The sequence below is a fragment of the Pseudodesulfovibrio pelocollis genome (assembly GCF_030282845.1).
Lineage (GTDB): Bacteria > Desulfobacterota > Desulfovibrionia > Desulfovibrionales > Desulfovibrionaceae > Pseudodesulfovibrio > Pseudodesulfovibrio pelocollis.
Genome location: NZ_JASTWE010000007.1, coordinates 54,098 through 79,366 on the forward strand (window position 1 = coordinate 54,098; position 25,269 = coordinate 79,366).

Annotated in this window: 25 protein-coding genes and 1 pseudogene; 8 read left to right on the top strand and 18 right to left on the bottom strand. The window is 64.5% G+C overall.

Annotation, left to right across the window (positions count from 1 at the left end):
* Positions 1-29 precede the first annotated feature (29 nt).
* From QQS14_RS04245 to QQS14_RS04270, 6 genes are all read right to left on the bottom strand, one after another.
* Positions 30-1,610 (bottom strand): Gfo/Idh/MocA family oxidoreductase, encoded by a 1,581-nt coding sequence (locus QQS14_RS04245; RefSeq protein ID WP_285905662.1) that lies wholly within the window; start codon positions 1,608-1,610, stop codon positions 30-32.
* On the bottom strand, positions 1,603-2,136 hold the full coding sequence (locus QQS14_RS04250; protein ID WP_285905663.1) for a winged helix-turn-helix domain-containing protein: 534 nt from the start codon (positions 2,134-2,136) through the stop codon (positions 1,603-1,605). Before QQS14_RS04250 ends, QQS14_RS04245 begins: the two co-directional genes overlap by 8 nt.
* Positions 2,137-2,392: 256 nt before the next feature.
* Positions 2,393-3,346, bottom strand: coding sequence for a proline dehydrogenase family protein (locus QQS14_RS04255; protein ID WP_285905664.1), 954 nt, complete (start codon positions 3,344-3,346; stop codon positions 2,393-2,395).
* 76 nt (positions 3,347-3,422) lie between these two features.
* Complete coding sequence (locus QQS14_RS04260) at positions 3,423-4,262, bottom strand: AraC family transcriptional regulator (protein ID WP_285905665.1); 840 nt, start codon at positions 4,260-4,262, stop codon at positions 3,423-3,425.
* A gap of 62 nt (positions 4,263-4,324) precedes the next feature.
* Positions 4,325-5,290, bottom strand: coding sequence for a universal stress protein (locus QQS14_RS04265; protein WP_285905666.1), 966 nt, complete (start codon positions 5,288-5,290; stop codon positions 4,325-4,327).
* Positions 5,291-5,361: 71 nt separating this feature from the next.
* Positions 5,362-5,856 (bottom strand): PocR ligand-binding domain-containing protein, encoded by a 495-nt coding sequence (locus QQS14_RS04270; protein WP_285905667.1) that lies wholly within the window; start codon positions 5,854-5,856, stop codon positions 5,362-5,364.
* Positions 5,857-6,054: 198 nt separating this feature from the next.
* Here QQS14_RS04270 and QQS14_RS04275 point away from each other — a divergent pair, with 198 nt between their 5' ends.
* The 4 genes from QQS14_RS04275 to sppA all read left to right on the top strand — a co-directional run bounded on the left by QQS14_RS04275 (position 6,055) and on the right by sppA (position 9,560).
* Positions 6,055-6,933 (top strand): YitT family protein, encoded by an 879-nt coding sequence (locus tag QQS14_RS04275; RefSeq protein WP_285905668.1) that lies wholly within the window; start codon positions 6,055-6,057, stop codon positions 6,931-6,933.
* Positions 6,934-7,758: an SAM hydrolase/SAM-dependent halogenase family protein gene (locus tag QQS14_RS04280; RefSeq protein ID WP_285905669.1), complete on the top strand. Its 825-nt coding sequence runs from the start codon at positions 6,934-6,936 to the stop codon at positions 7,756-7,758. It abuts the gene before it with no gap.
* Positions 7,759-8,496, top strand: a complete 738-nt coding sequence (locus QQS14_RS04285) for an adenosylcobinamide-GDP ribazoletransferase (protein ID WP_285905670.1) — start codon at positions 7,759-7,761, stop codon at positions 8,494-8,496.
* Between the two features lie 68 nt (positions 8,497-8,564).
* Positions 8,565-9,560, top strand: a complete 996-nt coding sequence (gene sppA / locus QQS14_RS04290) for a signal peptide peptidase SppA (protein ID WP_285905671.1) — start codon at positions 8,565-8,567, stop codon at positions 9,558-9,560.
* A 106-nt stretch (positions 9,561-9,666) separates the two neighbouring features.
* On the opposite strand, the gene QQS14_RS04295 is transcribed toward sppA, so the two are convergent.
* The 5 genes from QQS14_RS04295 to rfaD form a co-directional block, all read right to left on the bottom strand.
* A complete protein-coding gene (locus QQS14_RS04295; RefSeq protein WP_285905672.1) occupies positions 9,667-9,888 on the bottom strand; it encodes a hypothetical protein in 222 nt (73 codons plus the stop codon).
* A gap of 98 nt (positions 9,889-9,986) precedes the next feature.
* The gene (alr, locus tag QQS14_RS04300; protein ID WP_285905673.1) at positions 9,987-11,120 is read right to left on the bottom strand and encodes an alanine racemase; all 1,134 of its coding nucleotides are present in this window, start codon (positions 11,118-11,120) and stop codon (positions 9,987-9,989) included.
* Between the two features lie 3 nt (positions 11,121-11,123).
* Positions 11,124-13,043 (bottom strand): DNA mismatch repair endonuclease MutL, encoded by a 1,920-nt coding sequence (mutL, locus tag QQS14_RS04305; protein ID WP_285905674.1) that lies wholly within the window; start codon positions 13,041-13,043, stop codon positions 11,124-11,126.
* Positions 13,043-15,433 (bottom strand): LPS-assembly protein LptD, encoded by a 2,391-nt coding sequence (locus QQS14_RS04310; protein ID WP_285905675.1) that lies wholly within the window; start codon positions 15,431-15,433, stop codon positions 13,043-13,045. The genes mutL and QQS14_RS04310 overlap by 1 nt, the downstream gene beginning before the upstream one ends.
* 12 nt (positions 15,434-15,445) lie before the next feature.
* Entirely contained in the window at positions 15,446-16,426 is a 981-nt protein-coding gene (rfaD, locus tag QQS14_RS04315; protein ID WP_285905676.1) for an ADP-glyceromanno-heptose 6-epimerase, read from the bottom strand.
* 244 nt (positions 16,427-16,670) lie between these two features.
* Here rfaD and QQS14_RS04320 point away from each other — a divergent pair, with 244 nt between their 5' ends.
* From QQS14_RS04320 to QQS14_RS04335, 4 genes are all read left to right on the top strand, one after another.
* Positions 16,671-17,729 carry an OmpA family protein gene (locus QQS14_RS04320; RefSeq protein WP_285905677.1) on the top strand — a complete coding sequence of 353 codons (1,059 nt, stop codon included), beginning with the start codon at positions 16,671-16,673 and terminating at the stop codon, positions 17,727-17,729.
* A 78-nt stretch (positions 17,730-17,807) separates the two neighbouring features.
* Positions 17,808-18,341 carry a hypothetical protein gene (locus tag QQS14_RS04325; protein ID WP_285905678.1) on the top strand — a complete coding sequence of 178 codons (534 nt, stop codon included), beginning with the start codon at positions 17,808-17,810 and terminating at the stop codon, positions 18,339-18,341.
* A gap of 79 nt (positions 18,342-18,420) precedes the next feature.
* Positions 18,421-18,636 carry a YwbE family protein gene (locus QQS14_RS04330; RefSeq protein WP_285905679.1) on the top strand — a complete coding sequence of 72 codons (216 nt, stop codon included), beginning with the start codon at positions 18,421-18,423 and terminating at the stop codon, positions 18,634-18,636.
* Between the two features lie 4 nt (positions 18,637-18,640).
* Positions 18,641-19,096, top strand: coding sequence for a YaiI/YqxD family protein (locus QQS14_RS04335; protein ID WP_285905680.1), 456 nt, complete (start codon positions 18,641-18,643; stop codon positions 19,094-19,096).
* 214 nt (positions 19,097-19,310) lie between these two features.
* On the opposite strand, the gene QQS14_RS04340 is transcribed toward QQS14_RS04335, so the two are convergent.
* From QQS14_RS04340 to QQS14_RS04370, 7 genes and pseudogenes are all read right to left on the bottom strand, one after another.
* Positions 19,311-20,513, bottom strand: coding sequence for an FprA family A-type flavoprotein (locus QQS14_RS04340; protein WP_285905681.1), 1,203 nt, complete (start codon positions 20,511-20,513; stop codon positions 19,311-19,313).
* A 96-nt stretch (positions 20,514-20,609) separates the two neighbouring features.
* Entirely contained in the window at positions 20,610-20,771 is a 162-nt protein-coding gene (rd, locus tag QQS14_RS04345) for a rubredoxin (protein ID WP_285905702.1), read from the bottom strand.
* A gap of 75 nt (positions 20,772-20,846) precedes the next feature.
* Positions 20,847-21,071 (bottom strand): annotated as a pseudogene (locus tag QQS14_RS04350) (rubredoxin); the annotation flags it as partial.
* A 72-nt stretch (positions 21,072-21,143) separates the two neighbouring features.
* Positions 21,144-21,530 carry a desulfoferrodoxin gene (locus tag QQS14_RS04355; RefSeq protein ID WP_285905682.1) on the bottom strand — a complete coding sequence of 129 codons (387 nt, stop codon included), beginning with the start codon at positions 21,528-21,530 and terminating at the stop codon, positions 21,144-21,146.
* An 18-nt stretch (positions 21,531-21,548) separates the two neighbouring features.
* Entirely contained in the window at positions 21,549-22,121 is a 573-nt protein-coding gene (gene rbr, locus QQS14_RS04360; RefSeq protein WP_285905683.1) for a rubrerythrin, read from the bottom strand.
* A gap of 390 nt (positions 22,122-22,511) precedes the next feature.
* On the bottom strand, positions 22,512-22,910 hold the full coding sequence (locus QQS14_RS04365; protein ID WP_285905684.1) for a Fur family transcriptional regulator: 399 nt from the start codon (positions 22,908-22,910) through the stop codon (positions 22,512-22,514).
* Positions 22,911-23,246: 336 nt separating this feature from the next.
* On the bottom strand, positions 23,247-25,262 hold the full coding sequence (locus QQS14_RS04370) for a methyl-accepting chemotaxis protein (RefSeq protein ID WP_285905685.1): 2,016 nt from the start codon (positions 25,260-25,262) through the stop codon (positions 23,247-23,249).
* Positions 25,263-25,269 lie beyond the last annotated feature (7 nt).

The following is a 25,269-nucleotide window of genomic DNA, read 5'->3' on the forward strand; positions in this document are numbered from 1 at the left end:
CCCCGCCTCACCAAGAATCGCACACTGCGTCATCTCCGACCCCCGCCACCCCGACTCAGGGCACCGTCCTCGTACCTGTATTCCCCCCCGCAGGCAGGGCAGGCGAGGCTTTCATCCAGCCGGACGCCGCACTCGCAGACCCAGCCCTTTTGGCGGGCGGGATTGCCCACCACCAGGGCGTGGTCAGGGACGTCTTCGGTGACCACGGCACCGGCGCCGACAAAGGCGTATCTGCCGATGGTGGTGCCGCAGACGATGGTGCTGTTGGCCCCCAGGGTCGCGCCCCGGCGCACCAGGGTTGGCTTGATCTCGCCCATGCGGGGGATCTCGCACCTGGGATTGTGCACGTTGGTGAAGACCACACTCGGCCCGCAGAACACGTTCTCTTCCAGAGTGACGCCCTTGTACACGGACACGTTGTTCTGAATCTTGCAGCCGGAACCCACGGACACGTCCGGGCCGATGACCACGTTCTGGCCGATCTTGCAGCCATGGCCGATGGTCGAGCCGGTCAGCACATGGGAGAAATGCCAGATGGACACCTCGCCGCCAAGCTCCACGCCGTCATCCACATAGGCCGAGGAGTGGACGAAATTCGAGGACGAACCGGCCGCGCCGTCCCGGCCGAGAAGCACCTTGTCGCCGCCTCGATCCAGGGACCGCTGGGCAGCGTTGAGCACCCGCAGGACGGCAAGCCCTTCCTGGCCGCAGGTCAGGGGGGCCTTGCCGGTCCGCATGGATTCGAGGAACTGCTGGCATTCCCGTCTGAGGGGCTCGGCTGGTTCGACCGCCACCCGCTCGGCCTCGGCCTTGTCAGGGATGGGTGCGTTGCCCTGCCAGTTGATGCGGTGGGGGTAGAGCAGCAGTTTCTCCTCCCACGGCCGGGTGTCGTCGAAAACGGCCATCTTATCCTGGCCCACCACCACCAGCTTCTGCTCCTTGAAGGGATGCAGCCAGGAGACGAAAATATGGCTCTTGAGCCCGGACGCGAACTCCATGTGCGTGGTGGTCACGTCGGCGATGGCCTTGTGCAGATAGTTGCCGCCCACTGCCTGGACAGACTCCGGCCCCTCTCCGGCCAGGGTGAGGATCATGGAGATGTCGTGGGGGGCAAAGGACCACAGGGCGTTTTCCTCGCGCCGGATTTTCCCCAGGTTGAGGCGGTTGGAATAGATGTAGTTGATCCGGCCAAGCTCGCCGGAGGCGACCATTTGCCCAAGCCGGATGAAGGCGGGATGGTACTGGAGTAGGTGGCCGACCATCAGGATGCGCTTTCGCTCGGCAGCAAGCTCGATGAGCCGGACGGCATCCCCCTCGTCGAGCACCAGCGGCTTTTCCACATAGACGTGCTTGTCGGCCAGCAGCGCTTCCTGCGCCAGCCGGAAGTGCGACTCTGCGGGCGTGGCGATGACCACACCGTCCACACCGCTGTTCAGCACCTCGGCGTAGCTTACGCAGGTCTGCGTGTCCGGGTAGCGCTCGCGAAACGAGTCCAGGGTGTCCGGGCTGGAGTCGCAGATGCGGTCAAGCGCTCCCAGCTCGTGAAAATTGCGCACAAGGTTCTTTCCCCAATAGCCTGAACCGACGACAGCCACCTTCAGATCAGCCATATCCGTACACCTTCCAGTTGGGACGGGAGAGAAAGATGTCCCGGCTCAATTCGAAATCGTCCGGGGCAATGTCCATGACGCGCACCTTGCGGCCCACCTTGGACTCGACGATGGAGCGAAGCTCGTCGAGCCGCCCCTTGTCCACGTTGCCGACAACCAGGGCGTCGATGAGCCCGGAATCCTTGCCCTGGGCATAGTCGTCGAGGATGTAGACGGCATCCACCTTGCCGAGGCTCGCCACCACCTCGTCCACCAGCCTGTCGATGCCAAGGGATTTTCTGACGATGGAGCTGATCTCCGGAAAAAATGGATGCTTCTTGTTGGCCTGAAAGAAAATGCTGCGCCCAGTCTGCTTGCGCGTCAGATACCCGGCCTCGCTCAGGCTGTCCAGCTCCCCCTTGATGGCATTGGGCGAGACGCTGAACTCTGAAGCCAACTCCCTGAGATAACAGGACACTTCCGGGTTCAGGAAGAGCTTGAGCAGGAGCTTGATCCGTGTTTTCGAGGTGAACAACTCTGTCAACATGCGTATTCCGTACAAAAAAAATGAACGGAAAGCAACCGGGTTGTGCCGGTTTTCGACAGGATTTGCGGCCCGGGCCTCGACAGGGGCGGCCAGCCCTTGAACGGCCGGGACATTCTCCCGCCAACCCCGCGCAGAACGGGAACTTCCCCTATTGCTCCCGGGGCCGGAGTGTGATGTGAGATGCACATGTGCCCGGCAATCCCCGCCGGGTCTTCCCCGGAAAGGCCCTGATCACCGCCACAGGGCCTTTCTCCTTTTATTTGAACAGACTGTCGAGCATGGAGCGCAGGACGAACCAGGCATTGGCCGGGCGTTCGCCCACCCGGCGGATGGCATAGGGAAACCAGCTTTCACCAAAGGGCAGATAGAGCCGCACGGCGTAGCCCTGGGCCACGAGTTCGCGCTGATAGACGGGCCGCACTCCCAGCAGCATCTCCACCTCCCACTGGTCCGGCCGCCAGCCGTGCCGCTGTGCCAGGGCCGCGCCATGCGCCACCATCCGGTGGTCGTGGGTGCCGAGCACCGGGTACACGCCCTGCTCCCGCGCCCGCGGCGAAAAAAGCTGGCCCAGTCCGTCGAGGTAGCTCTGGTCGCGGGCCGCGCGACCGGTGACGGCCACCTCCGACCCCTCGGCAAAGGCGCCCTTGACCAGCCGGACCGTGGCCCCGGCCTCCACCAGCCGCTCCAGGTCTTCCCGGCTGCGGTGCAATGACGACTGGATGGTCACGCCCACAGGCAGCCCCATGGCCCGCAGCTCGCCATGGAGGGCAAGGGTGCGCTCGGTCACGGAGGAATCCTCCATGTCGATCATGACCACGGCGCGGCCTGCTCCGGCAAGCGCGGCCACGGTCTCGGCCAGGGCGGTCACGTTCTCGCGGCAGACATCCCAGGAGAGCATGGCCCCCACCTGGGTCGGGTCCACGGACAGGTGCAGGTCAAGGCCCGCGCCCGCCAGTTTCGGGGCCATGGCCTCCAGCTCGCCCACATTGCGCCGGATCAATTCCTGGTCGCTTACATATTCCCCAAGATAGAAGAGCGAGGCGGCCATGCCGCGCCCCTTCAGCTCTTGGGCGCGCTCCAGAGCCGCGTCCGCATCCGCGCCGCCCACGAACATGCGCGAAAAACGGCGCATGCACCGCGCATCATGCATCCACGCCGTGATTCGATCGTTCCTGGCCAGCCCTATCATCGCCTTTTGCCACAGTCTCATGGTTCCCTCCCTGGTTGAAGGAGGGGTGTAGCCCGGTGCGCGTCGGCTGTATGGTAGGAAATTGCGCGAGCCGGAATCAGGTGACTGAACCGGACTGGTACTGACGCGGGGTGGCCCCGGTGAATTGCCTGAAAACCCTGGTGAAATGGCTTTGGTCAACAAAGCCGACTTCTGCCGCCACCTGGCTGATGGACTCGCCCCGGGCCAGCAGCGCCTTGGCTCGATCCACACGCAGCTGGTTCTGGTAGGCATGGGGCGGCAGCCCGGTCTCGCGGCTGAAAAGGCGCAGCAGGTGGTATCGGCTGACACCGGCCAGGGCCGAAAGCTCGTCAAGGCCGACCCGCTGGTCGAGCCGGGCGGCCAGATGCTCACGCACCAGCCCCACCGCGTCAGGAGCCTGGACACATTCGGGCGCACTGGCGAGGCGGCCGTGGCGCGTCAGCAGATCGGCCAGCCCCTGCATGAGCAGCGATTGCTTCTCCAGCCGGTCGGCCTTGATCGCCACCGCAATGTGCAGCCTGCCCCAGAGCCGTAAGAGATCGGCATCGTCGATGACCGGCGAGACAAACCCGGGCCGCGCCCTGCAATCCACGCCGCCAAGGACCTCGGCAGCGGCTTCGTCGAGCAGGCCCGGGTTCACGTAGAACATGCGGTAGGCCATGACCGAGCCAGGGTCCGGGTTGCAGGCGTGCACCGCATCCGGCGCGATGACCACCATCTGGCCCCTGGCCGCCACATGGCTCGTCTCGCCCAGGAGAAACGTGGTCCGCCCGGCCTCGATCAGCCCCACGGACCATGCGTCGTGAACATGGGGACGGAACGCGTCCTCGTTGTAGCGGGAAACGCGGATCTCGACCCCGGGCAGGTCCGGGTCGCGCCAGAAGCGCACATGCGTGTTTGCCGGGTTTCTGCCCATCCTCTCCCCGCAAGGAGATGCCGCGCCGTCAGCGCCGCGCCATCCCCCGATTCAGCGTCCGATCAGAAACACACCCACAGGGCCGCGCCAGTCAGATCGTCGAACACGGTGCGGACCACGGAGCCGACAAAGTAGCGCTTCCACAGGCCCCGGCCCGCGCCGGAACTGCCTATGGCCACGACCGCGTAGCGGCCTGCGTGGTACTCGTCCTCGATGAGCCGGGCCGGGCTTGTGCCCTTGCGCACAACGGTGGCGATGCGCTCGCGGGGCATGCCCGCCTCGGTCAGCAGGGCCACTGACCGGTCAATGACCGCGCGGGCCTCGGGCGCGTCCTCCCCATCGGAGCTGACGTGGAACACGGTCACCGTGTGGCCCGGCTCCGGGGCGAGCATGAACCCCACATGGTCGGTGATGCGCTCGGACGGCGGCGAGCCGTCCACGCAAAGGAGCACGTTCCGGCGGTCAGACTCGGGCAGGCGGCAGATCCACAGGGGAAAGCTGATGGAATGTGACATCTCTTCGAGCAGGTGGCGCGACAGGGACTTGTCCATGATCTCGCCAAGGCCCATCAGTGCCCGGCGGCCCATGACCAAAGCGTCGTAGCGGCCCTGCGCGGCCTCGCGGATGAGGTCGTGCCCTTTGCTGGTCCGGGGCGCGACAACGCGCTCGTGAATACGCTCGGGATCGAATCCGGCGGCGGCCAGGGCGCGTTTGACGTCCCCCACCAGTTTGCGCCCCTTGCCGTGCCCGGTGGCCGCCCGCGTCTCCATGGCCTCCACGGTCTCGTAGGAGGTCTCCTCGGCCCAGACCGCGGCCTGGGCGGCCGGGATGTGGAAGAGCGTCAAGTCGACGTGTTCCCGCGCGGTGAAGAAACGGCTGACGAACTCGACCCCGGCCCCGGCCTTGGAGTGCGTGGACAGGGCGATGAGCAGATGCCGGTCCAGGTCGTCGCGCCCCGACTCCCTACCCGAGGGAGTCGGATTCGGGTCCATGATGGGCCTTGGCCCGCCGTTGTTCTCCTCGTGCATGAAAACCTCCGTGTGTGCTTGGTCGGTGGAGCCGCCTGTCCGCAATCGCGGCCAGGGCTGCACTGCCTGGCTTATTTCCCTACCAACCCGGCCAACCGGGCCTCGATGAATTCGATGATCTCGCGCACCCGCTCCTCGGACACGGCCTTGACGGTCCCGGCCAGCCTGGCCACGGTCTGCGCGTCCATCCCGGACGACATCTCGACCATGAACTCGTCCACCTCGCCGTCCTCGGACACGAGGCCGCAGCCGCCCACCGCGCCGAGCAGCTCGCCGTCCTTGATCACCGGCACGCTGATGCGCACCAGCCCGGCGTCACATTCCTCCACGAATGCGGCCCTGCCCTCCTGCATCAGGTGGACGAACATCTGCCCGGCGGGCTTGCAGATGGCGCCCAGGCCCTGTTCGTCTTCGCGGATGGCCCGGCACAGGTCGTTGCCCCAGGTGGTGCCCGCCAGGCGGACGCCGTCCTGGTCCATGACATCGGCGTTGAAGTGAAAGCGGTCGTGCAGTTCCTGTTGCAGTTTTTCCCATTGTTCCTTTGGTTGCAGATCGGTCAGACGCATGGGGGAGCTTCCTTGTCTGTGTGTTCGTGTGAGTTTTCCGCGACAGTGTCGTCGGGCCGCTGGCTTTGGCCCGGAGCAGTTTTCGGAGTACCCGCATTCTCCAGGGTGTGCAAGGGGGGTGGAAGAACCGGCGTCGCGAGACTCAAGTTGAGGTTTCCAGTGCGCGAAAAACCGGATACAAGGCTCGGGGAGACGACAATGAAGCAAGCCGACCTGAACGAACGGTTGCGCGCCATGACCTTCGGCGTGCCCTGGAACCTGATGATGCTGACCTTCGGGTCGTTTCTCATCGCCTTTTCGGTCAAGGCCGTGGCCGTGCCCCACGGCCTGCTCACCGGCGGCATGTCCGGCATCGCGCTGTTATGCTACTATATCTTTGGCGGGCTGACCACGGGCCAGTGGTATCTGCTGCTCAACCTGCCGGTGTTCGTCCTCGGCTGGATCTTCGTCAGCAGACGGTTCTTCTTCTACAGCCTTTATGGCATGTTCGCCACCTCGGCCTTCATCGACATCATCTCCTACGTCATGCCCATCGAGGACATCTGGCTGGCCGTGCTCACGGGCGGCGGCATCATGGGCGCGGGCGTGGGCGTGGCCCTGCGCTCCCTGGGGTCCACGGGCGGAGCCGACATCCTGGCCGTCATCTGCAAGGAGAAGTTCAACCTCTCCATGGGCAGCTTCGAGTTCTGGTTCAACCTCGCGGGCTTTGTGGCGGGCTTCGCCTTCCTCGACATGCACATCGTCTTCTATTCCATTGCCATGACCTTTGTCATCGCCCTGGCCATCGAGTATGTCATGGGCATGTTCAGCGAGCGCAAGATGGTCATCATCATCACCGACAAATCCGACGAGGTGCGCCAGGCCATCCTCGGCCCGCTCGACCGGGGCGTGACCATGCTCGACGGGCGAGGCGGCTGGTCCGGCGAGCGCAAGCAGGTCATCCTGACCATGGTCTCGTCCATCCAGCTCAAGCGGCTGGAAGAACTGGTCTACACCATCGATCCCGACGCCTTCACCATCATGGGCTCCGGCTTCCATGTGCTCGGGCGCGGATTCTCCACGAGGAAGGTCTACTAGATGTTCCCGATCAGGAAGAAGGAAACCGCGCCGCCCCGCACCATCGGCCTGATCACCGACTTCGGACTGGCCGACCCCTATGTGGGCCAGATGCGCGCCGTGCTGGCCCGCAAGGCCCCGGGCAGCCTCGTGGTGGACATCACCCACGACGTGGCCCCCTTCAACGTGGCCCAGGCCGCCTTTTTCCTGGCCGCCAGCTACGAGCATTTCCCGGCCGACGCCGTGATCCTGGCCGTGGTCGATCCCGGGGTGGGCACGGACAGGGCCATTGTCGGCCTCGACATCGACGGCCGCCTGCTCCTGGCCCCGGACAACGGGCTGTTGGCCCTGGCCCTGCGCAACGCCTGGGCCGCGCGCATCCGCGCCTTTGACCTGAGCGTGGCCATGGACGCGCCAAGCCGCGTCTCCCACACCTTTCACGGCCGCGACGTGCTCTCCCCGCTGGCCGCGTGGCTGGCCCTGGGCGGCAACCCCGCCGAGCTGGGGCACGAGATTGATCCCCAGGCCCTGGTCAGCCTGCCCTGGAGCCACCCGGACATCCGGCCCGGTCAGGCCCGGGGCCATGTCCTGCACATCGACCGCTTTGGCAACTGCGTCCTCAATCTGGAGGCGGGCAGCATCGGCACACCCGGCGGCCTGCGGCTGAGCATGCCCGCCGGGGGAGAACTGGCCTACGCCCGCACCTACCGCGACATGCCCGAGGGCGGCCCGGGCCTGCTCGAAGGGAGCCAGGGGTTTCTGGAACTGGCCGTGAACCAGCGCTCTGCGGCCAAGCGCTTCGGCCTGTCCATGGGCGACACCGTGGAACTGACCTGGGAGGCGTGAGTGGGCGTCCTGCGCACCTTTCTCGCCACCCTCGGTTTCCTGACCCGGCTGGCTCCGGCCCGGGTCATGACCGACCAGGAGATGGGCCGATGCATGGCCCATCTGCCCCTTGCCGGGGCGGTCCTCGGCGCTGTGGCGGTCCTGCCCTTTTCCCTGGGCCTGCTCTCCCATTCGCCCTGGGTCCAGGCGTGGCTCGTGGTGGGTGCGAGCATCTACCTGACGCGCGGCCTGCATTTTGACGGGCTGGCCGATGTCTGCGACGCCGTGACCACCCACGCCGACCCGGACCGCTTCTGGACCGTGATCAAGGACAGCCGGGCCGGAGCCTTTGGCGTCATGGGACTGTTCATGGCCCTTGGGGGGCAGGTCATCCTGTTCCACGAGATGTTTCGGGCCGGAGCCTTTGGAACCATCGTCTGGGCCTTCATCCTGGGCCGCGCCGCTGCCGTCTGCCTGGGCGCCTCGGTGCGCGGCCTGACCCGGCCCGGCCTGGGCAAGCTCTTCATCGACGGCGCCACGCCCAAGACTGCCCTGATCGCCGCGATCCTGACCATGGGCGCGGGCGTGTTCCTGGCCGGGCCAGTGGTCGCGGTCGGTGGCGCAGCCATCGCCGGCCTGGCCCTCATGCCCCTGCACAAGCTGGCCGGGCACGTCAAAGGGGCCAACGGCGACTTCCTGGGCTGCGCCGTGATCCTGGGCGAGCTGGCCGCCGGGCTCGGCTTCGCCCTCCTGGGCTGACCCGGGGAATCCGCCCGTCACGGACGCACGGACCATCATCCACCGCACCCGACACCAACGGAGGCATCATGCGACGCACATCACCCCACCCTGTCCCGGCGCTTCTCGCGATTCTGATCCTGCTTCTGGTTCTGCCCGGCTGCGCACTCAAGCTGAAGATTTTCGCGGCCCCGACCACCGATCCCCTCAAGGAGTTCGTCCTTGAAGGCAGCGCGTCCGAGAAGCTGGCCCTCATTCACCTGACGGGCTTCCTTGCCGCCCAGCCGCGCAGGGGCATGCTGCGCTCCACCCCGAGCCAGGTGCAGGAGCTGGTCAGCGCCCTGGCCCTGGCCGGGGCCGATCCCCAGGTCAGGGGCGTGGTCCTGGCCATCGACTCGCCCGGCGGCACCACCACGGCCTCGGACATCCTCTATCACGAGATTGCGGACTTCAAGGAGCGCACGGGCAAGACCGTGGTGGTGGCCATGTTCGACGTGGCCGCCTCGGGCGGCTACTACGCGGCCCTGCCCGCGGACTGGATACTGGCCCATCCCACCACCATCACCGGCTCGGTGGGGGTGGTCTTCATGCGGCCCAAGCTGCACGGGCTCTTCGACAAGATCGGCGTGGACGTGGAGGTCTCCAAGTCCGGCGAGGACAAGGACATGGGCTCGCCATTCAGGCCCACCAGCCCGGAGGAGGCCGCCCTGTTCCAGGCCATTATCGACGACTACGCCGGGCGCTTCCTCTCCCTGGTGGCCCGGCATCGCGGCCTGACCGGGCAGAACATGGAACTGGTGCGCACGGCCCGGGTCTTCACGGCCAATCAGGCCCTGGCCATCGGGCTGATCGATCAGGTGGGCTACATCCAGGACGCCTTTGCCAAGGCGCGCGCCCTGGCCGACCTGCCCGAGGACGCCCGCATCGTCACCTACCGGCGCGACACCTATCCCAACGACAACCCCTACAACACCATGACTGCGACCGACCCGGAGTCCGCCTCCCTGCTGGGGCTTGACGCGGGCTTCATCATGCCGCCCCGGGCCGGATTCCACTATGTCTGGCCCCAAGGCATGACCCGCTGAGAGGACTTCATCACAGGTCCGCACTCCGCCAAAAATGAACCGGGACCGGCGCGCCATGGCGCACCGGTCCCGAAACGGCGGTGGTTTCAGGTGGCACGTCAGGCCATCAACGCCCGCGCATGCACTCCATGAGGTATACGGACACCTCCACGCGGACGATGCCGTTCTCTTCGACGACGCGGACGTTGTTCTCGGGGATCAGCGCCATGTCGTCGGCCACGTTCATCCATTTGCGGGCCAGCCAGTCGGCGCTGACGCCCTCGGCCTCCATCTCGTTCAGGGAGTGGCTCTCGGCCACGGTCCATTCGTCGTCCTGCACTGCGGGCATGTCGCTCTCCTTGCTCTGCGTTGCTATGGGGCTGTTGAAAAACGGCGATCTGCGTCGTTTTTCAACAGCCTCCGTGTATTGACTTTTCCAACGGTCAGTTATGCGGCGTGGCTGCGCGGGTTCATCCCGAGCAGGCAAAAGACTTCGTAGGGGATGGTCTCCCACCAGTCGGCCAGTTCCTCGGGCGCGATGGTGCCGGGTCCAGGGCCGCCCAGCAGCCAGGCCCGGTCGCCGGGCCGGACACCTGGTCCCTCTTCGCCCACCAGGGCGCTTACGTCAACCACGGTCATCTGCATGCACACGCGGCCGAGGATGGGCACCCGGTGCCCCTTGATGTTCATGAAGCCCCGGTTGGACAGGCTACGGCTGTAGTTGTCGGCATAGCCCACGCCGATGACGGCCACCTCGCGGTCGCGGTCGGTGACAAAGGTCCAGCCGTAGCTGACCCCCTCGCCCCGGGCCAGGGTATGGACGTGCAGCACCGGGGCCGAGACCTGCATGGTCTGGGCGAGCCCCTCCCCCTTCTCCTCCCAGGCCGTGCCATAAAATGGGTTCGCCCCGTACATGGCGATGCCAAGGCGCATGCTGTCCATGCGGCAGGCCGCGTGGGCCATGCCCCCGGCCGAGTTGGCGATGTTGGCCTCCACCCGGTACCCGGCCCGGGCCAGCCCGTCGAGCACGGCCTGAAACCGGGCGGCCTGACCGGCCACCTGCGCCTCCCGGCCCGGCATGTCGGCCGAGGCGAGATGAGTGCTGGCCATGACCGGCACCAGGGCGGGGTTGGCGGCCAGGGTGTCGAGCAGTTGGGGCAGCGCCTCGGGCCGGAAACCCAGGCGGCGCATGCCGGTATCGAACTTGAGGCACACGGCGAGCCGCCCCCGGGTCCGGGCCCCCTCGGCCACGCGGGCCAGTTGGTCGGCATTGGCGATGACAGCCAGGATGTCATGCTCCCACAGGGCGGCCGTGTCCGCCTCGTCCACCGGGCCGAGCAGGGCCAGGATGCGCCCGGTCCAGCCCGAGGCCCGCAGGATGACCGCCTCGTTGACAAAGCCCACGGCCAGGGTGGCAATGCCCTCGCCCGCCAGCGTCCGGGCCACCTCGGCCAGCCCGTGACCGTAGGCATCGGACTTGATCACGGGGATGATGGCGGGGCACACCCCCTGAAAGCGCCGGACATTGGCCGCGAGGTTGGCCAGGGACACTTCGACCCGGACCTTGTTGTAGTCGATCATCGTCTATTTCCGCTTGAAGAGTTTTTCCAGTTCGCCCGGGCTCCACGAGACCACGATGGGCCTGCCGTGGGGGCAGTAGTCGCGCTCCGGGGTGCGCAGCCAGACGTCGAGCAGAGCCAGGGCCTCGTCCGTGGCCAGGGGCTGCCCGGCCTTGATGGCGGTCTTGCAGGCCATCATGGTCCACAGATCGTCGATGGTACGTGCCCGCGAGGCCAGGGCATCGGTGAGATACTCCCTGGCGCGCCCCGTGTCCAGGGTGGGTGGCACGCCGCGCACCAGGAGGGTGTCGCCCTCGCGCTCAAGGAGAAAGCCCATGGCGCGCAGCCCCTCGCCCAGTTCGTCCAGCACCTCGGCCTCGCTGGGGTGCAGGGGCAGGGTCAGGGGCAGGGCCAGAGGCTGGGAATCGCCCCGGGTCCGCTCCCGGCGCATGGCCGCCAGCAACACCCGTTCGTGGGCCGCGTGCTGGTCCACCAGCACCAGCGAGGTGCCGCGCCGCAACACCAGATAGGTATCAGCCACCTGCCCGAGGTAGACGAAGTCGGTCCCGGCCAAGGGGGCAGATCGCGAGCCGTCGCGCACGGCCGCTCTCATGTCTGGCCCCATGTGAGGCCCGGTGTAAGGCCCTGATTCCGGCCCTAAGTCCCGATCACCCCGCTCGTCCAGCTCACCCGCGCCCGGCCCGAGGTCCAGGGTTCCCGGGCGGCCCGTCATGGCCGCATAGTCGCGGTAGGTGGAAAATTTCGCCCCGCCCTCGCGGAAAGAGGAAGGAGACGACGCGCCCAGCCCGCCCCCGGTGGCGCTGTCCGATGGCGCACCGTTGCGCGGATAATCGCTCCCTGCGCCAAACCCGGCCCGCCCCTGTTCGCGATGCGCCCGGTCAGCAGACAAGGACGCGCTCATGCCCATCTCGTTCATGCCCATCTCGTTCATGGTCGAAAGGGCCTGCATGACGCCGCCCCGAATGGCCGAAAAAACCCGGCTCTCGTCGGTGAAGCGCACTTCGAGCTTGGCCGGGTGGACATTGACGTCCACCTCGTCGCGGGGCAGGTCGAGAAACAGGGCCAGCTGCGGGTATTCGCGGGAGAGGAGCATGCCCTTGTAGGCCTGACGCACCGCGCCGAGCATAAGCTTGTCCTGCACCGGGCGGCCGTTGACATAGAGCAGGATGCGGTCGGCCCGGCCCTGGGCCGAGGAAGGCGCGCCCGCCACGCCCCGGGCGCGATAGCCCAGCCGCTCGAAGTCGAAGGGGGCCAGGGCGTCGCACACCGCCGGGGGCCAGAAGGCGCGCAGCCGGGCGGCCAGATCCTGGCCCGGCGGTAGCCGGAACATCTCGCGCCCGTTGATGGTCAGGGAAAAACCGCAAGCCGGATGGGCCAGACTGATGCGCATGAGCGTGTCCTGGCAGCGCTTGTTCTCGGTGGTCTCGGCCTTGAGGAACTTGAGCCGGGCCGGGGTGTTGGCGAACAATTCCCGGACCTCGACCCGGGTGCCAGAAGCCAGGGCGGCCGGTCCCTGCCCGACCACCTCGCCCCCGCGCACCTCGATGAAGGCAGCCTCGGCAGCATCCAGCGCCCGGGAGGTCATGGTGAACCGGGAGACCGAGGCGATGCTGGGCAGGGCCTCGCCCCGGAACCCGAAGGACGCGATGGCCGCGAGATCGTCAAAGGTGCGCAGCTTGCTGGTGGCGTGGCGGGTGACGGCCAGATCGAGCTGACCGGCCGGGACGCCGCGCCCGTTGTCCTGGACCACGATCAGGCCGCGCCCGCCGCGTTCCACGGTCACGTCCACGCGCGTGGCACCGGCGTCGAGACTGTTCTCCACCAGCTCCTTGACCACGCTGGCGGGCCGCTCCACCACCTCGCCCGCCGCGATCTGGTTCTTCAGCCCCGGGGGCAGGACCTGAATGTCGTGGTCGCTTTGCATCAGAAATTGAAGAGGTCAAAGCCGATCTCGAACCGGGTGTCGCTCGATTTCTGGCTGACGGACATGTACAGGGTGTAGCACTCGGCCGCCCAGGACAGGGCCAGGGTGCGCTCAAGATCGCGCTGGCTGTTGAAGTCGTGGCGGTACTTGGTGCTCAAGGTCAGGTCGTCGTTGATCTCCCACTTGGCCCCCAGGGCGAGGATGGACATGGTCTTGTCGCGGTAGCGCTTGTACTCGTCGATCTTGGTCAGGTAGTCGTAGCCCACCGTGAATTCGCCAAGGCCGTCCTTGTGCAGGCGCACGTAGCTTTCGGTCTCGGTCAGGCTTGATTTGTAGGGCGAGAACCACGCCCGGCTGACCAGATCGATGAAGGTATCGGGCTTGACGCGGACCTCGGTCAGCACATCCGAGAAGGGCCTGCGCTTGTAGTCGGCAAGCCGGTCGTTGCGGGTGGCCTCGTTGCGGTCATAGGCCTGCTCGATGCGAAAGAGCAGGAAATCGAGATAATCAGAGGCCACGGACGCCTGGGGACCTTCGGACGAACCCGGCGAGAGGATCACGCTGTCGCGCCGCCTGTCGAGGATGTTGGTCAGGGAGTAGACCACCTCGTTGCGGCCCTGAATGCGGTCGAAGCGGTCGAAATAAGGCAGTTCGTCCTGGCCGGTGATGGTCGGGGTGTAGGCGTATTCGACCCGGGGCACGATGGAGTGCTTGAGCCGCGTCCAGGTGCTGGTGCCCGCCAGCGACGGCTCGGGCAGGGGCGACTCGGCCATGCTGAAGACCCTGGTCATCTCGCTGAAGGCGGAGAACCCGGCCCCCCAGGTGGCCCGGGACTGGAAGCCCTTCTTGGTGGCGTTGGTGTCCAGGTACTGGGTGCGGCCGCCATCGTCCACCACGGTCTGGTTGCCGTAGCCCTGGTAGCGGGTCAGATCATAGGAGGTCACGTCGCCGGACAGGGACGGGATGAAGGTGACGTAGTCTGTCTGGATGGGCAGCTTCAGTTCCGGGGCCACGCGCATCCGGTGGCCGGAGTGGCCCTTGTTGCGGGTGAAGTAGTCGTATTTGGCGTCGGCCGAGATTTCCAGCGGCGTGCCCGGCACCTGCTGCTGGAAGGCAAAGAGGTTCAGCTCCGGCAGGGTCTGGACCGTGGTGTTGTCCCCGGCCCGGCCGTTGCTGTTCATGAATTCGAGATTTTCCACATAGGTCAGCGAGCCCGTGGCCCCGAACCGGTCCCAGCTGCGGCTCAGGTATGCCACGCTGGTGCGCAGGGTGCTGTCCTTGTTGTCGATGTCGCGGCCAAAGGTCTCAAGGAATTCCTGGCGGGTCCGGTCAAATCCGTTGGGGCCGTTCTGGAAGTCGCGCAGGTAGTTCTGGTCCGAGACCAGATCGAGGTCGAGCTTGACCTTGAGCTGCGGGCTGCCGAGCCAGCCGTCGTACTTGCTGCGCACCCACCACCGGCTGCGGTTGGGGCGGGCCAGTCCGTCGCCCCGGTAATCCTTCCACTCGTCGTCCTCGGTCACGGCGCGGCGGTTGTCCTTGAGGGCGTCCACCATCCACAGCCCCCGGGTGCCCGCGTCCTCGGCATGGCGCAGCTCCACCCCCTGCATGTAGCCGCGCTTGCTCATGTAGTTTTGGTAGAAGGTGACGTCGGCCTCGTCGTTGATCACCCAGTAGTAGGGCAGATTGACCTGCATGCCGAGCTTCTTGCTCGACGAGACAGAGGGCGGCAGAAAGCCGGACTGGCGGTCGCCGCGTCCGGGCAGGGCCATGTAGGGCCAGTAGAAGACCGGCACATCGCGGATGCGGAAGGCGGAGCGGTAGAGCTTGACCCGGCCGTCAAGGACCACTTCGCCCTCCTCGCTGGTCACGGACCACGCAGGCTTTTCGCCATCACAGGCCGTGACCTTGGCGTTCTTGAAATTGTAGGTGTTGCCCGAGGTCTTGGCCACCCGCTCGGCCTCGACATAGACATGGGGCTTGGCCATGAACAGGCGGCCGTTCTTGAGCCAGCCGGTCATGGTGTTGAGGTCGAACTCGCCCTCGTCGGCCTGGAGAAAGTCACCACCCCACTGGGCGCGAACATCGCCCTTGAGAAAGACCCAGCCCGTGCGCTGGTAGTAGCGCGCGAAATCGGCCCGCAGCTGGTTGTCGCCCATGGCCAGGGTGCAGTTGCCAAACGCCTCCACGTACTCGCTGGTATGGTCGCCCACCACCCGGTCGGCCGAGAAGGTCCACTCGTCCAGTTCGGGCGTGCGCACCGGGGTGTCGGGCACATACCGCCTGACCTTGTCGAGCTGGGCATTCTTGCCCATCAGCGTCCAGGGCAGGCACAGGATGATGGCCGCCACCAGGCAGCCGGTCAAACCCATGTGCTTCGTGAAACGTCTCAAAAACACCTCGGCCTAGCGTGACGAAAGGTACGGATTGTCCATTTCAAGATAGTTGCGCACATAATCGGCCGCGCCGTCCTCAAGGGTGGTCAGGGCCACGTTACACCCGGCGGCGGCCAGCTTGTCCATCTTCGCCTCGGTGAAATACTGATACTTGCCGCGGATGGCCTCGGGCATGGGGATGTAATCCACCACCGGCTCCCGGTCCATGGCCGCGAACACGGCCGCGGCCAGATCGTTCCAGGTCCGGGCCGTGCCCGTGCCGATGTTGAAGATGCCGTTCTTGTCAGGATTTTCCAGGAACCAGGCCATGATGTCCACGCAGTCCTTGATGTAGACGAAGTCGCGCATCTGGCCGCCGTGGGGGTATTCCTCGCGATAGGACTTGAAGAGCTTGAGCCTTCCGGTTTCCAGTATCTGCCGGTGGGCCTTGCAGATGACGCTGCGCATGTCCAGCTTGTGGTACTCGTTTGGCCCGTAAACATTGAAGAACTTGAGGCTGACAACACTGTCGAGCATGCCGCCCTTCTTGGCCCAGAGGTCGAAAAGCTGCTTGGAGTAGCCGTACATGTTCAGGGGCCGCAGCCGGTCGATGCCCGCATGGTCGTCGTCAAAGCCCCACTCCCCGTTGCCGTAGGTGGCAGCGCTTGAGGCGTTGATGAACCGGGCGTCGTGGTTGAGGCAGTGGCGGCAGACGTATTGCGTGTAGCGGTAGTTGTTCTCCATGAGAAAGTCCGCGTCGCACTCGGTGGTGGCCGAGCAGGCACCCATGTGGATGACCGCCTGGGTGTCAAAGGGGTCGTCCCCCTCCAGTACGAACTTGAGGAACTGGTCGCGATGCAGGTAGTCCTCGTAGCGTAAGCCGACAAGATTATTCCATTTGTCGCTATCAGCCAGATTGTCCACCACCAGGATGTCATCGATGCCGAGCTGGTTGAGCTTCCAGATCATGGCGCTGCCGATGAACCCCGCGCCGCCGGTGACTATGTACATGCGATCTCCTTGTCTGCGCTGAACAACCCGCCCGCACTGGCGGTAAACGCTTCTTTATACTGATTTCACGGCCCGGACGCAACCCGCGACACAACCTCTGCGCCCAACAGGTTTCTCTCCTATTACCTAACATTCTAACGTCAACCACTTGCACCATTCAGTGAGATTGTGTATATACTCATGTCGAGTGCCCCCTTGCGCCAGATAACAACCAAGCCATACAAATCTCTAAAGGAGTGAAGTCATGAGACAATCGAAACTGCTGTTACTGACCCTCGCTGCTGTACTGACCTTGACCTTTGCCCTTGCCACCACGGCCAGCGCACAGATGATCAAGAAAGTTGACAACTTCATCTTTTTCCTCGACCAGTCCGGCTCCATGGCCCAAAAACACAAGACCTTGGACACCAAGAAAATCGACATGGCCATTGAAACCATGCATGCCATGAACAAGGCCGTGCCCAACCTGGACTACAACGCCTCCCTGTTCCTCTTCGCCCCCTTTGAGAACAAGCTGCGGCCCGGCACCTACAACAAGACGGCCATGACCAACGCCATCAGCTCTGTGAAGACCGACTTTGACATCTTCGGCCGCCTCACCCCCATGGGCAACGGACTCATCGACCTCGACCCGGTCATCGCCGGCCTCCGGGGCACGACCGCGCTGATCATGTTCACTGATGGACTCTCCAACCTGGGTGCCGATCCCGTGGCCCAGGCCCGGGCGCTCTATGCCAAGTACGGCAACAACCTGTGCATCCATGTGGTCAGCTTCGCGGACCACGCCAAGGGCCAGATGATCATCGACGATGTCCGCGCCCTCTCCTCCTGCACCGTGGTGGCTGACTACACCTCCCTGAACTCGCCCGGTGCCATGGACGCGTACGCCCGGAAGGTCTTCTACACCGATGCGCCCGCCGCCGCCCCGGCTCCGACCCGGGCTCCGGTCCCGGTGACCCCCATGGAGAAGGAAACCATCACCTTCAGCCTGCACTTCGGCTTCGACAAGTACCAGATCACCGACGAGATGATCCCGGTGCTTGAGCAGGCCAAGATGATCCTGGACGAGAACCCCTCGGCCTCCTACGTCATCGGCGGTCACACCGACTCCACCGGCCCCGAGGCCTACAACCAGGGACTGTCCGAGCGCCGCGCCGGTTCTGTCAAGGACTGGATGGTGACCAACGGCGTCAGCACCTCGCGCCTGGAATCCAAGGGTTACGGTGAGTTGTCGCCCAGATACGATAACGCTACCAGCGAGGGCCGCAAGCTCAACCGCAGGGTTGAAATTCAAACCAAGTAAGGCTATGGTTCTTTCGGCCGGGCGGCACAGCCGCCCGGCCGATACCAGGCCCCCAAGCAGGGCCAGAGAACCAAAGCTATGCAAAAACACATCCTTTTTTTCTTCCTGGCCCTGTCCCTGGCTCTGATCACCGCCGACGCCCACGTTGCCAACGCCCAAGGGGTGGCAGAAGCGGCGCAAGAAGTGGTGGAAACCGAGTCCGTAAGCATAGCGCTGGCCGTTCCCGCCGCCACCACGGACACGGGTAATATCCCGGCCTATCTTGACGAGGACCTCATCAAGAAACACGCCGACTTCACCAGCTTCGCCAAGTCCAAGGTCCACTCCCTCAATCAGAACCACAATCTTTCCCAAAGCCGCATGAAGATCGAGCGCCAGCCCGATGGCTCCTACCGGGCGCGCTACCACGTCATCGACCACGGCTCCCTCGTCTGCAACGTGCGCCGCTCCTCCTCCGCCACCATCCCCTTTGTGGGAGTGCTCTTCTACAAGGAGAAGATATTCGAGGCCGTGGCCAACACGCCCGATGGATGCCGCGTGGCCGAGTTCATCCCGGTGGCGGTCATTCCCAACCGGCACATCTTCAGCTTCAAACAGGGCTCCTGGCAATAGCCCGCCCCTTCACCACGCACAAAAGCGGGCCGCGCGCCCGCTTTTTTTGTGTCAATCCCCACAGCCACGGAGGGCCGCCATGCAAGGCACCACACGCAACGCCATAGCCCCCGGAATGACCGTGGACATCGTACTCAAGAAGGACCAGCGCACCCGCACCCTCACCCGGGGCGTCGTCGCCGCGCTGCTGACCAAGTCCCCCACCCATCCCCACGGCATCAAGGTGCGCCTGACCGACGGCCAGGTGGGCCGGGTCAAACACATCGTGCCCGGCACCCCCGGACAGGCGGGCTGAGCCCATGCGCATCTGGGTCGATGCCGACGCCTGCCCGGTGGTCATCAAGGAAGTGCTCTTCAAGACCGCCATGCGCCGCAATGTCCGGCTGACACTGGTGGCCAACACCCGACTCTCCATGCCCGACTCACCGCTCATCGACGCCATCCGCGTGGGCAACGCGTTCAACGAGGCGGACGACGAGATCGCCAACCTGGCCGAAACAGGCGACCTGGTGGTGACCGCCGACATCCCTCTGGCCGACCGCATCGTGGACAAGGGGGCCACCGGCCTGAACCCCAGGGGCGAGCTCTACACCCCGGACAATGTCAAAGGACTGCTGCGCATGCGCAATCTCATGGAGGAGCTGCGCAGCGCGGGCATGGCCCCGGGCGGCCCCCCGCCCATCGGCCCGCGCGACAAGCAGGAGTTCACCAACCAGCTCGACAAGTTTCTGACCCGCAGCGAAAAGCAAGGCTGACAGAATGCCTCCGGCGGCCAGGGCGCTGCCCTGGACCCGCCAGGGACCTAAGGCCCCTGGACCCCTGGCGAGCCTGCGGCGCCAGGAGGCCGCGAGAACGTGAATCGGCCCGACCACCCTGCGGGATGGCCGGGCCGATTCACGTTCTCGCGGCGGAATGAAAAAAGAAGCCCGGTTCGGGGGGAACCGGGCTGTCTGCTTTTCCGTGGGGAGGTTACCCCAGTTTGGCCTGGATGGCGGCGGCTATGGCCTTGCCCTGCTCGTAGCATTGGGCATAGGTGTCGTGGGTGGGCACGTGCTTGACCTTGACCGGGTCCACCAGCTCCATGCCCATGTCCTCGATCCACTGGGTCAGGATCTTGGTGCACTCGCCAGACCAGCCGAAGGAGCCGATGGCCGAGCCGATCTTGTTCTGAGGCCGCAAGCCCTTCATGTAGGTGAGCATGTCGGCCATGAGCGGCAGGATGCCGTTGTTGTGCGTGGGCGAACCAAAGACCACGGCCGCAGCGTCGAAGACCTCGGTCATGACCTCGGAGTGGTGATTGTCCTTCATGGACATGATGCGCACGGACACGCCCGCGTCGGCCAGACCGCTGGCCACGGCCCCGGCCATCTTCTCGGTGGAGTGCCACATGGTGTCGTAGACGATGACCGCCCGGTTCTTCGGCTTCTGCTCGGCAAACTCGATGTACTTGCCGATGACCCAGGGCACGTCGTCGCCGCGCAGCATCAAGCCGTGGTCAGGGCAGATCATGTCGATGTCGAGCTTCATATCGGCAAGGGCGGCCAGGGTCTTGAGCACCACAGGCGAGTAAGGCAGCACGATGTTGGCGTAGTAGGCCTTCATCAACTCCTCAAGGGTATGCCGGTCCACCTCGTCGGCCCAGCGCTCGCTGGTGGCCCAGTTCTGGCCGAAGGCGTCGTTGGAAAAGAGAATCCGGTCCTCCGGGCAGTAGGTCAGCATGGAGTCCGGCCAGTGGAGCATGCGCGCCTCGATGAACTGAAGGGTGCGCTTGCCAAGGCTGATGGAACTGCCCGTGGGCACCACCTCCACCGGCCAGTCCTTGTAGTGGAAATGGGCCATCATGGCCTTCTGGCCCATGGGCGAGGTGTAGATTTTCTCTGGCCGGTATTTTTCCACGGCCAGAGCGAGGCAGCCCGCGTGGTCCGGCTCCAGGTGGTTGATGACGAAGTAGTCGATCTTCCTGTCCGGACCCAGCACCTGGGCCACATTGCACTGTAGCATGCTCCAGAACTCCTCGGCCACGGTGTCCACCAGGGTCACCTTGTCGTCGAGGATCAGGAAATTGTTGTAGGTGGTGCCCATGGGCGACTTGGAATAGCCGTGGAAATTCCGACGGTTCCAGTCCACGATGCCGATCCAGTGGACGCCTTCTTTGATCTGTACTGGTCTCATGTCTCACTCCGCATTGAACGGTCGATCAACCGTCGTGTCAAAAAGAAGCGCGGGCCTTGCGGCGCGCGCTTCCGGCCGGAAACCGGCAGTTCTGCCCTAGTCCTCGGGGACGAAGTTGTCCTTGGTCGCGCCGCAGATGGGGCAGGTCCAGTCGTCCGGCAGGTCGTCGAAGCTGGTGCCGGCCGGAATGTCGCTGTCCGGGTCGCCCTGGGCGGGGTCGTACACGTAGCCGCAAATCTCGCACACGTATTTCTGCATGGGGTCTGTCTCCTTTTGATTATGCACTTTCGCAGCAGCGGCCCCGCCTGTCAACGGAGCCGAGCCGGTCTGCACGGGCAATTCGCAATCAGCCGCCGTGGAGCCCGGGCCGATGAGGGGCCTGAAGCACCGTTTGGTGCCGCCGCAAACAGGGCACCTCCAGGTATCGGGCAGGTCCTCGAACAGGACGCCTTTGGGAATCCGCCCCTTGCGGTCGCCCCTGTCGGGGTTGTAGATGAAGCCGCAATTCACCGTCTGGCATTGCCACATATCTTCGGGACGGGCGTTGGGTCCGGCCATGTTCTCTCCGGGGCGAAAGGGGCGGCGGACCTTGCGGCCCGCCATCCCGTTTCATTCGTGGTCCAGGCCCGCCTATTTCGCGGCCCAAAGCCCGTGGATATTGCAGTATTCGCGGACCTTGACCTCCCCCGTGAGCCCGCAGACGCAGAACTCCGCCTCCGGGGCCTGGCCGGGCTTGAGCAGCTTGGTCAGCACGGTTTCGCCCACCATGACCTCGATCCACTCGATGTAGTGCTTCTCTTCCATGGGGTGCGCCACGGAGCCGACCTTGACCGTGATCTTGTCGCCGTCGCGGGTCCAGACCGGAACATGCTTCTCGGTGGAGGCATCGACCGTGTTTTCTTTCATCAGGTTCATGTTTTCCCCGCAGCAGACGAGGTCGCCCTCGCCTTCGTGGATGGCCATGACGATGTTGCCGCAGACGTTACATTTGTAGACTTCGCCGAGTTTGATGCCCATGTGACAGCTCCTTTGGTTTTACCAGTTGGTGTCCTTGATTTCAAAGTGGGCCTGGGGATGGTCGCAGGCCGGGCAGCGGTCAGGCGCGGCCGAACCGGTGTGATTGTAGCCACAATTCTGGCAGCGCCAGACGATCTCGCTGTCCTTTGAAAAGACGCGGTTGCGCTCGATATTTGCGATGAGCGCCTTGTAGCGCTCCTCGTGGTATTTCTCGGCGATGGCGATGTGCTCCATGGCCGCAGCCACTGCCGGGAACCCCTCCTCGCGGGCGATCTTGGCAAACTCGGGGTACATCTCCGTGTACTCGTGGTTCTCGCCCGCAGCCGCCTCCTTGAGGTTCTCCAGGGTGGACCCGATCACGCCAGCCGGGTACGATGCGGTGATCTCCACCTCTCCACCCTCAAGGAACTTGAACAGCCGTTTGGCGTGCTCCTTCTCGTGATTGGCGGTCTCCTCGAATATCTTGGAGATCTGCACGTATCCTTCACTCTTGGCCTTGCTGGCAAAGTAGGTGTAGCGGTTGCGGGCCTGGGATTCGCCGGAAAAGGCGATGAGCAGGTTCTTTTCGGTGCGGGTTCCCTTGAGAGACATGGTATCCTCCTGGTCTTTATTACGTATTGATAGCGAAGTCTTCCGATTAGCCTATACATAGCACATGAGGGCCCAATGTACACCGCCAAGGCGCGATTTTCAGGAAAAATCGCCGCCAAAGTCGGCGACGCAAAAACACGTTTACACCCTTGTTGGGAATTATTACTACATAAAAAGAAGAGCCCTGTCAAGTCATCATCCCGCATTTCCAGCAAAAACCGCAATGGAGGCAGATGCGGCCCGAGACATCACAGCCCGATGTGCCGGACCAGTCAGGCAGCCCTCCCCCCGGCAACAGAAAAGCCGGGCCGCCCCATGGCCGCCCGGCTCTCCGCCTCGTGGCGAACGCCTGTCATATGCATCAAGCCCCCTCGCGCGGCGAGTGCGCTCCTACTGGCGCGAAGCCTGGCACTCGGGGCAGATGCCCACAAACTCCACGTTGGTATTCAGAATGTTGAACCCGGCCGCGCATTCATCAGGAATCTCGGGCACGTTTATTTCGCAATCGACATCCACCACCCGGGTGCATATCTCGCAGCGGATGTGCGGATGCGGATTTGCCATGCCGTCAAAGCGCTTCTGGGCGCCCGGCGCGCCGAGCTTCATGGCCAGCCCCTTGCTGCACAGGAATTCGAGATTGCGATACACGGTGCCGAGGCTGACACGGGGAATGATCTTCCGAACCATGTCGTACACCTCGTCCGCCGTGGGGTGCGTCTTTACCTTCCGGAGTTCCTCAAGAATCACCTTGCGCTGCTTGGACAGCCGAAAACCCATATTCGTCGTCATGGGAGACCTCCCTTCCACTCATAATAATGATTACTATTCGGCCGCAGTCGATTTGTCAAGGCCCAAATCAAAAGTGTGCGCAGAGCCTGTTTCGCAGCCGGTTTCACCGCCGGAGTCGGCGTGCCGGGCAGTGACCGGGCGCGTTCTCCACAGGTTGAATTGCAGTCCATAGCGCAATTTCCTGAAACTCGCAAATCCTGCCCACAGTGCCTGGAAACCGGCACTCCCGGCACGAAGAGCAGAGTGGCCCGGCAGTTCCCAAAGCGAACCGGATCAGGCAAAAGGCCCCGAGCATTCGCCCGGGGCCTTCGAGTTGCGTGGTCAGACCCTGCGGGGTCAATTGCGGAACTTGGCCACCAGTTCGGAGAGATGCTGGGCCATTTCCGACACCTCCTGGATGCCCTTGTTGGACTCCCGGATGCCGGTCAAGACCTCTTGCGAGAGGTCGTTGATATGGGTGACGCTGGTGTTGATCTCGTCGGAGGTGGCAGACTGCTGCTCCGCCGCCGTGGCGATGCCGCGCACCATGTCGGCGATGGAGTCGGAGTGGGTCACGATCTGGTCGAGGACGCCGCCCGCCTCCTTGGCCATGTCCGAGGTGTTGAGCACCCGCTCCTTGACCGTGTCCATCTCCCTGACCACGTCCGTGGTGGACTGCTGGATGAGCGAGATGGCACCCTCCACCTCCTTGGTGGCGGTCATGGTCTTCTCGGCCAGCTTGCGCACCTCGTCGGCCACCACGGCAAAGCCGCGACCGGCCTCGCCCGCGCGCGCCGCCTCGATGGCCGCGTTCAGCGCCAGCAGGTTGGTCTGGTCCGCGATGTCGTTGATCACGGCCATGACCTTGCCGATATTTTCTGCCCTGGTCGACAGGGAGGCCAGCGCCCCGGCCAGGTTCTCGGTGATCTCGGCCACGGTGTTGATCTCGGCCACGGTCTTGCCCACCACCACGCCGCCGTCGGCCGCCACCTTGTTGGCGCGGCCCGAGGCATCGGCGGTTTCCGAAGCGTTCTTGGCCACCTCGAGGACCGTGGCGTTCATCTCTTCCATGGCCGTGGCCACCTGGCTGGTCTGGTCGGCGGTGGTGTCCACCCCGCGCGCCAGATTGGCCATCTGCTGCGAGAGCGCCTCCGAGGCGGCGTTGAGCTTGTTGGCCACCTCGGTCACTTCGTTGGCCACCACCAGCAGGTTCTGGCGCTGGGCCTCGATATTCTTCCGGTCGTTCTCCTCGCGGGTCAGGTCGATGAGCACGCATATGGCACCCACGGTCTCGCCGTCGGCGTCCTGGAGGGGCGACGCCTCGAAATGGAGGGGGAAGACAGTGCCGTCGGCGCGGTTGTAGTGGAAATTGCCGGATATGGTCACGCCGCTGGCGATGACATGGGCCGCGTCGCAGGTCTCGTCGCCGGGCTCGCAGTCGAAGACGTCCGACACCTTGCGGCCCGACACCTCGGCCACGCTCAATCCCAGGATCTCCCGGAGCGGTTCGTTGACGAATTGCAGCCGCTCCTCGGCATCGGTCACAAACAGCGGGACCACGATGCCTTCGAGCACGCTCTTGTTGTACTGGAGCTGGTCCTTGATCTGGGAGACCATCTCGCCCAGGTAGCGCGACAGGTTGCCCAGTTCATCCTCTCCGGTCACGGTGAAGGGCGCGTCCAGGTTGCCCTTGCTCACCTCTTCGGTGGTGCCCGCGATGCTGGTGATGCGGTTGACCACGCTCTTGCGCATGAAAATGATCAGGGCGGCCAGCAAGGCCACCACGCCGAACACCGAGATGCCCGCCGAGCGGATCTGGTTGCGCTTGAGGGCATTGAATTGCGGGCTGACGTCCACGGTGAGCACCAGCGCGCCCAGAATCTCACGCGACCGGCCATGACAGTGGTAGCAGGACGGGCTGTTCTCGATGGTCTTGACCTCGGCGAACTGGAGCTTGCCGTCGATCTCCATCAACTCGCCCATGACCACCGGCCGATCAAGCCCCTCGCGCATCATGCGCGGCAGGCCGTTCTCGGTCCTGACCTCGAAGATGTCCTTGCGTACCAGACTGGCGTCCGTGGCGTAGGTGATCTCGCCCTTGTAGTCCGTGAGATAGGCGCTGATGTCGGCGTAGCGCTCGGAGAGTTCCTTGAACTTGTGGGCCGTGCCCTCGTTGTCGCCCACGGCCATGGGGTCTTCGATGGCCATGTAGAGCATGTCGCCCACGCGCTCGGCCGCGACCTCCACCTCGTGCAGGGTGTGCTCGTAGGTGGAGTAGGAATTGTAGATGAAGAGCCCGGTGAAGGCGGTGATGGTCAGCAGCGACGACAGCAGAATGACTTTGACGCCAAGAGACTGGTTGATGATCTTCATGGCCGTC

Bases quoted from the DNA above. Each gene is read 5' to 3' on its own strand.
- QQS14_RS04280 (WP_285905669.1), top strand. From the start codon at position 6,934: ATGTTCCCGATCAGGAAGAAGGAAACCGCGCCGCCCCGCACCATCGGC.
- QQS14_RS04330 (WP_285905679.1), top strand. From the start codon at position 18,421: ATGCAAGGCACCACACGCAACGCCATAGCCCCCGGAATGACCGTGGAC.
- QQS14_RS04250 (WP_285905663.1), bottom strand. From the start codon at position 2,136: ATGTTGACAGAGTTGTTCACCTCGAAAACACGGATCAAGCTCCTGCTC.
- QQS14_RS04270 (WP_285905667.1), bottom strand. From the start codon at position 5,856: ATGCGTCTGACCGATCTGCAACCAAAGGAACAATGGGAAAAACTGCAA.
- QQS14_RS04335 (WP_285905680.1), top strand. From the start codon at position 18,641: ATGCGCATCTGGGTCGATGCCGACGCCTGCCCGGTGGTCATCAAGGAA.
- QQS14_RS04355 (WP_285905682.1), bottom strand. From the start codon at position 21,530: ATGGGCATCAAACTCGGCGAAGTCTACAAATGTAACGTCTGCGGCAAC.
- QQS14_RS04370 (WP_285905685.1), bottom strand. From the start codon at position 25,262: ATGAAGATCATCAACCAGTCTCTTGGCGTCAAAGTCATTCTGCTGTCG.
- rbr (WP_285905683.1), bottom strand. From the start codon at position 22,121: ATGTCTCTCAAGGGAACCCGCACCGAAAAGAACCTGCTCATCGCCTTT.
- sppA (WP_285905671.1), top strand. From the start codon at position 8,565: ATGCGACGCACATCACCCCACCCTGTCCCGGCGCTTCTCGCGATTCTG.
- QQS14_RS04255 (WP_285905664.1), bottom strand. From the start codon at position 3,346: ATGAGACTGTGGCAAAAGGCGATGATAGGGCTGGCCAGGAACGATCGA.
- rfaD (WP_285905676.1), bottom strand. From the start codon at position 16,426: ATGTACATAGTCACCGGCGGCGCGGGGTTCATCGGCAGCGCCATGATC.
- QQS14_RS04265 (WP_285905666.1), bottom strand. From the start codon at position 5,290: ATGCACGAGGAGAACAACGGCGGGCCAAGGCCCATCATGGACCCGAAT.
- QQS14_RS04340 (WP_285905681.1), bottom strand. From the start codon at position 20,513: ATGAGACCAGTACAGATCAAAGAAGGCGTCCACTGGATCGGCATCGTG.
- QQS14_RS04260 (WP_285905665.1), bottom strand. From the start codon at position 4,262: ATGGGCAGAAACCCGGCAAACACGCATGTGCGCTTCTGGCGCGACCCG.
- QQS14_RS04245 (WP_285905662.1), bottom strand. From the start codon at position 1,610: ATGGCTGATCTGAAGGTGGCTGTCGTCGGTTCAGGCTATTGGGGAAAG.
- QQS14_RS04365 (WP_285905684.1), bottom strand. From the start codon at position 22,910: ATGACGACGAATATGGGTTTTCGGCTGTCCAAGCAGCGCAAGGTGATT.
- QQS14_RS04295 (WP_285905672.1), bottom strand. From the start codon at position 9,888: ATGCCCGCAGTGCAGGACGACGAATGGACCGTGGCCGAGAGCCACTCC.
- rd (WP_285905702.1), bottom strand. From the start codon at position 20,771: ATGCAGAAATACGTGTGCGAGATTTGCGGCTACGTGTACGACCCCGCC.
- mutL (WP_285905674.1), bottom strand. From the start codon at position 13,043: ATGCAAAGCGACCACGACATTCAGGTCCTGCCCCCGGGGCTGAAGAAC.
- QQS14_RS04320 (WP_285905677.1), top strand. From the start codon at position 16,671: ATGAGACAATCGAAACTGCTGTTACTGACCCTCGCTGCTGTACTGACC.
- alr (WP_285905673.1), bottom strand. From the start codon at position 11,120: ATGATCGACTACAACAAGGTCCGGGTCGAAGTGTCCCTGGCCAACCTC.
- QQS14_RS04275 (WP_285905668.1), top strand. From the start codon at position 6,055: ATGAAGCAAGCCGACCTGAACGAACGGTTGCGCGCCATGACCTTCGGC.
- QQS14_RS04325 (WP_285905678.1), top strand. From the start codon at position 17,808: ATGCAAAAACACATCCTTTTTTTCTTCCTGGCCCTGTCCCTGGCTCTG.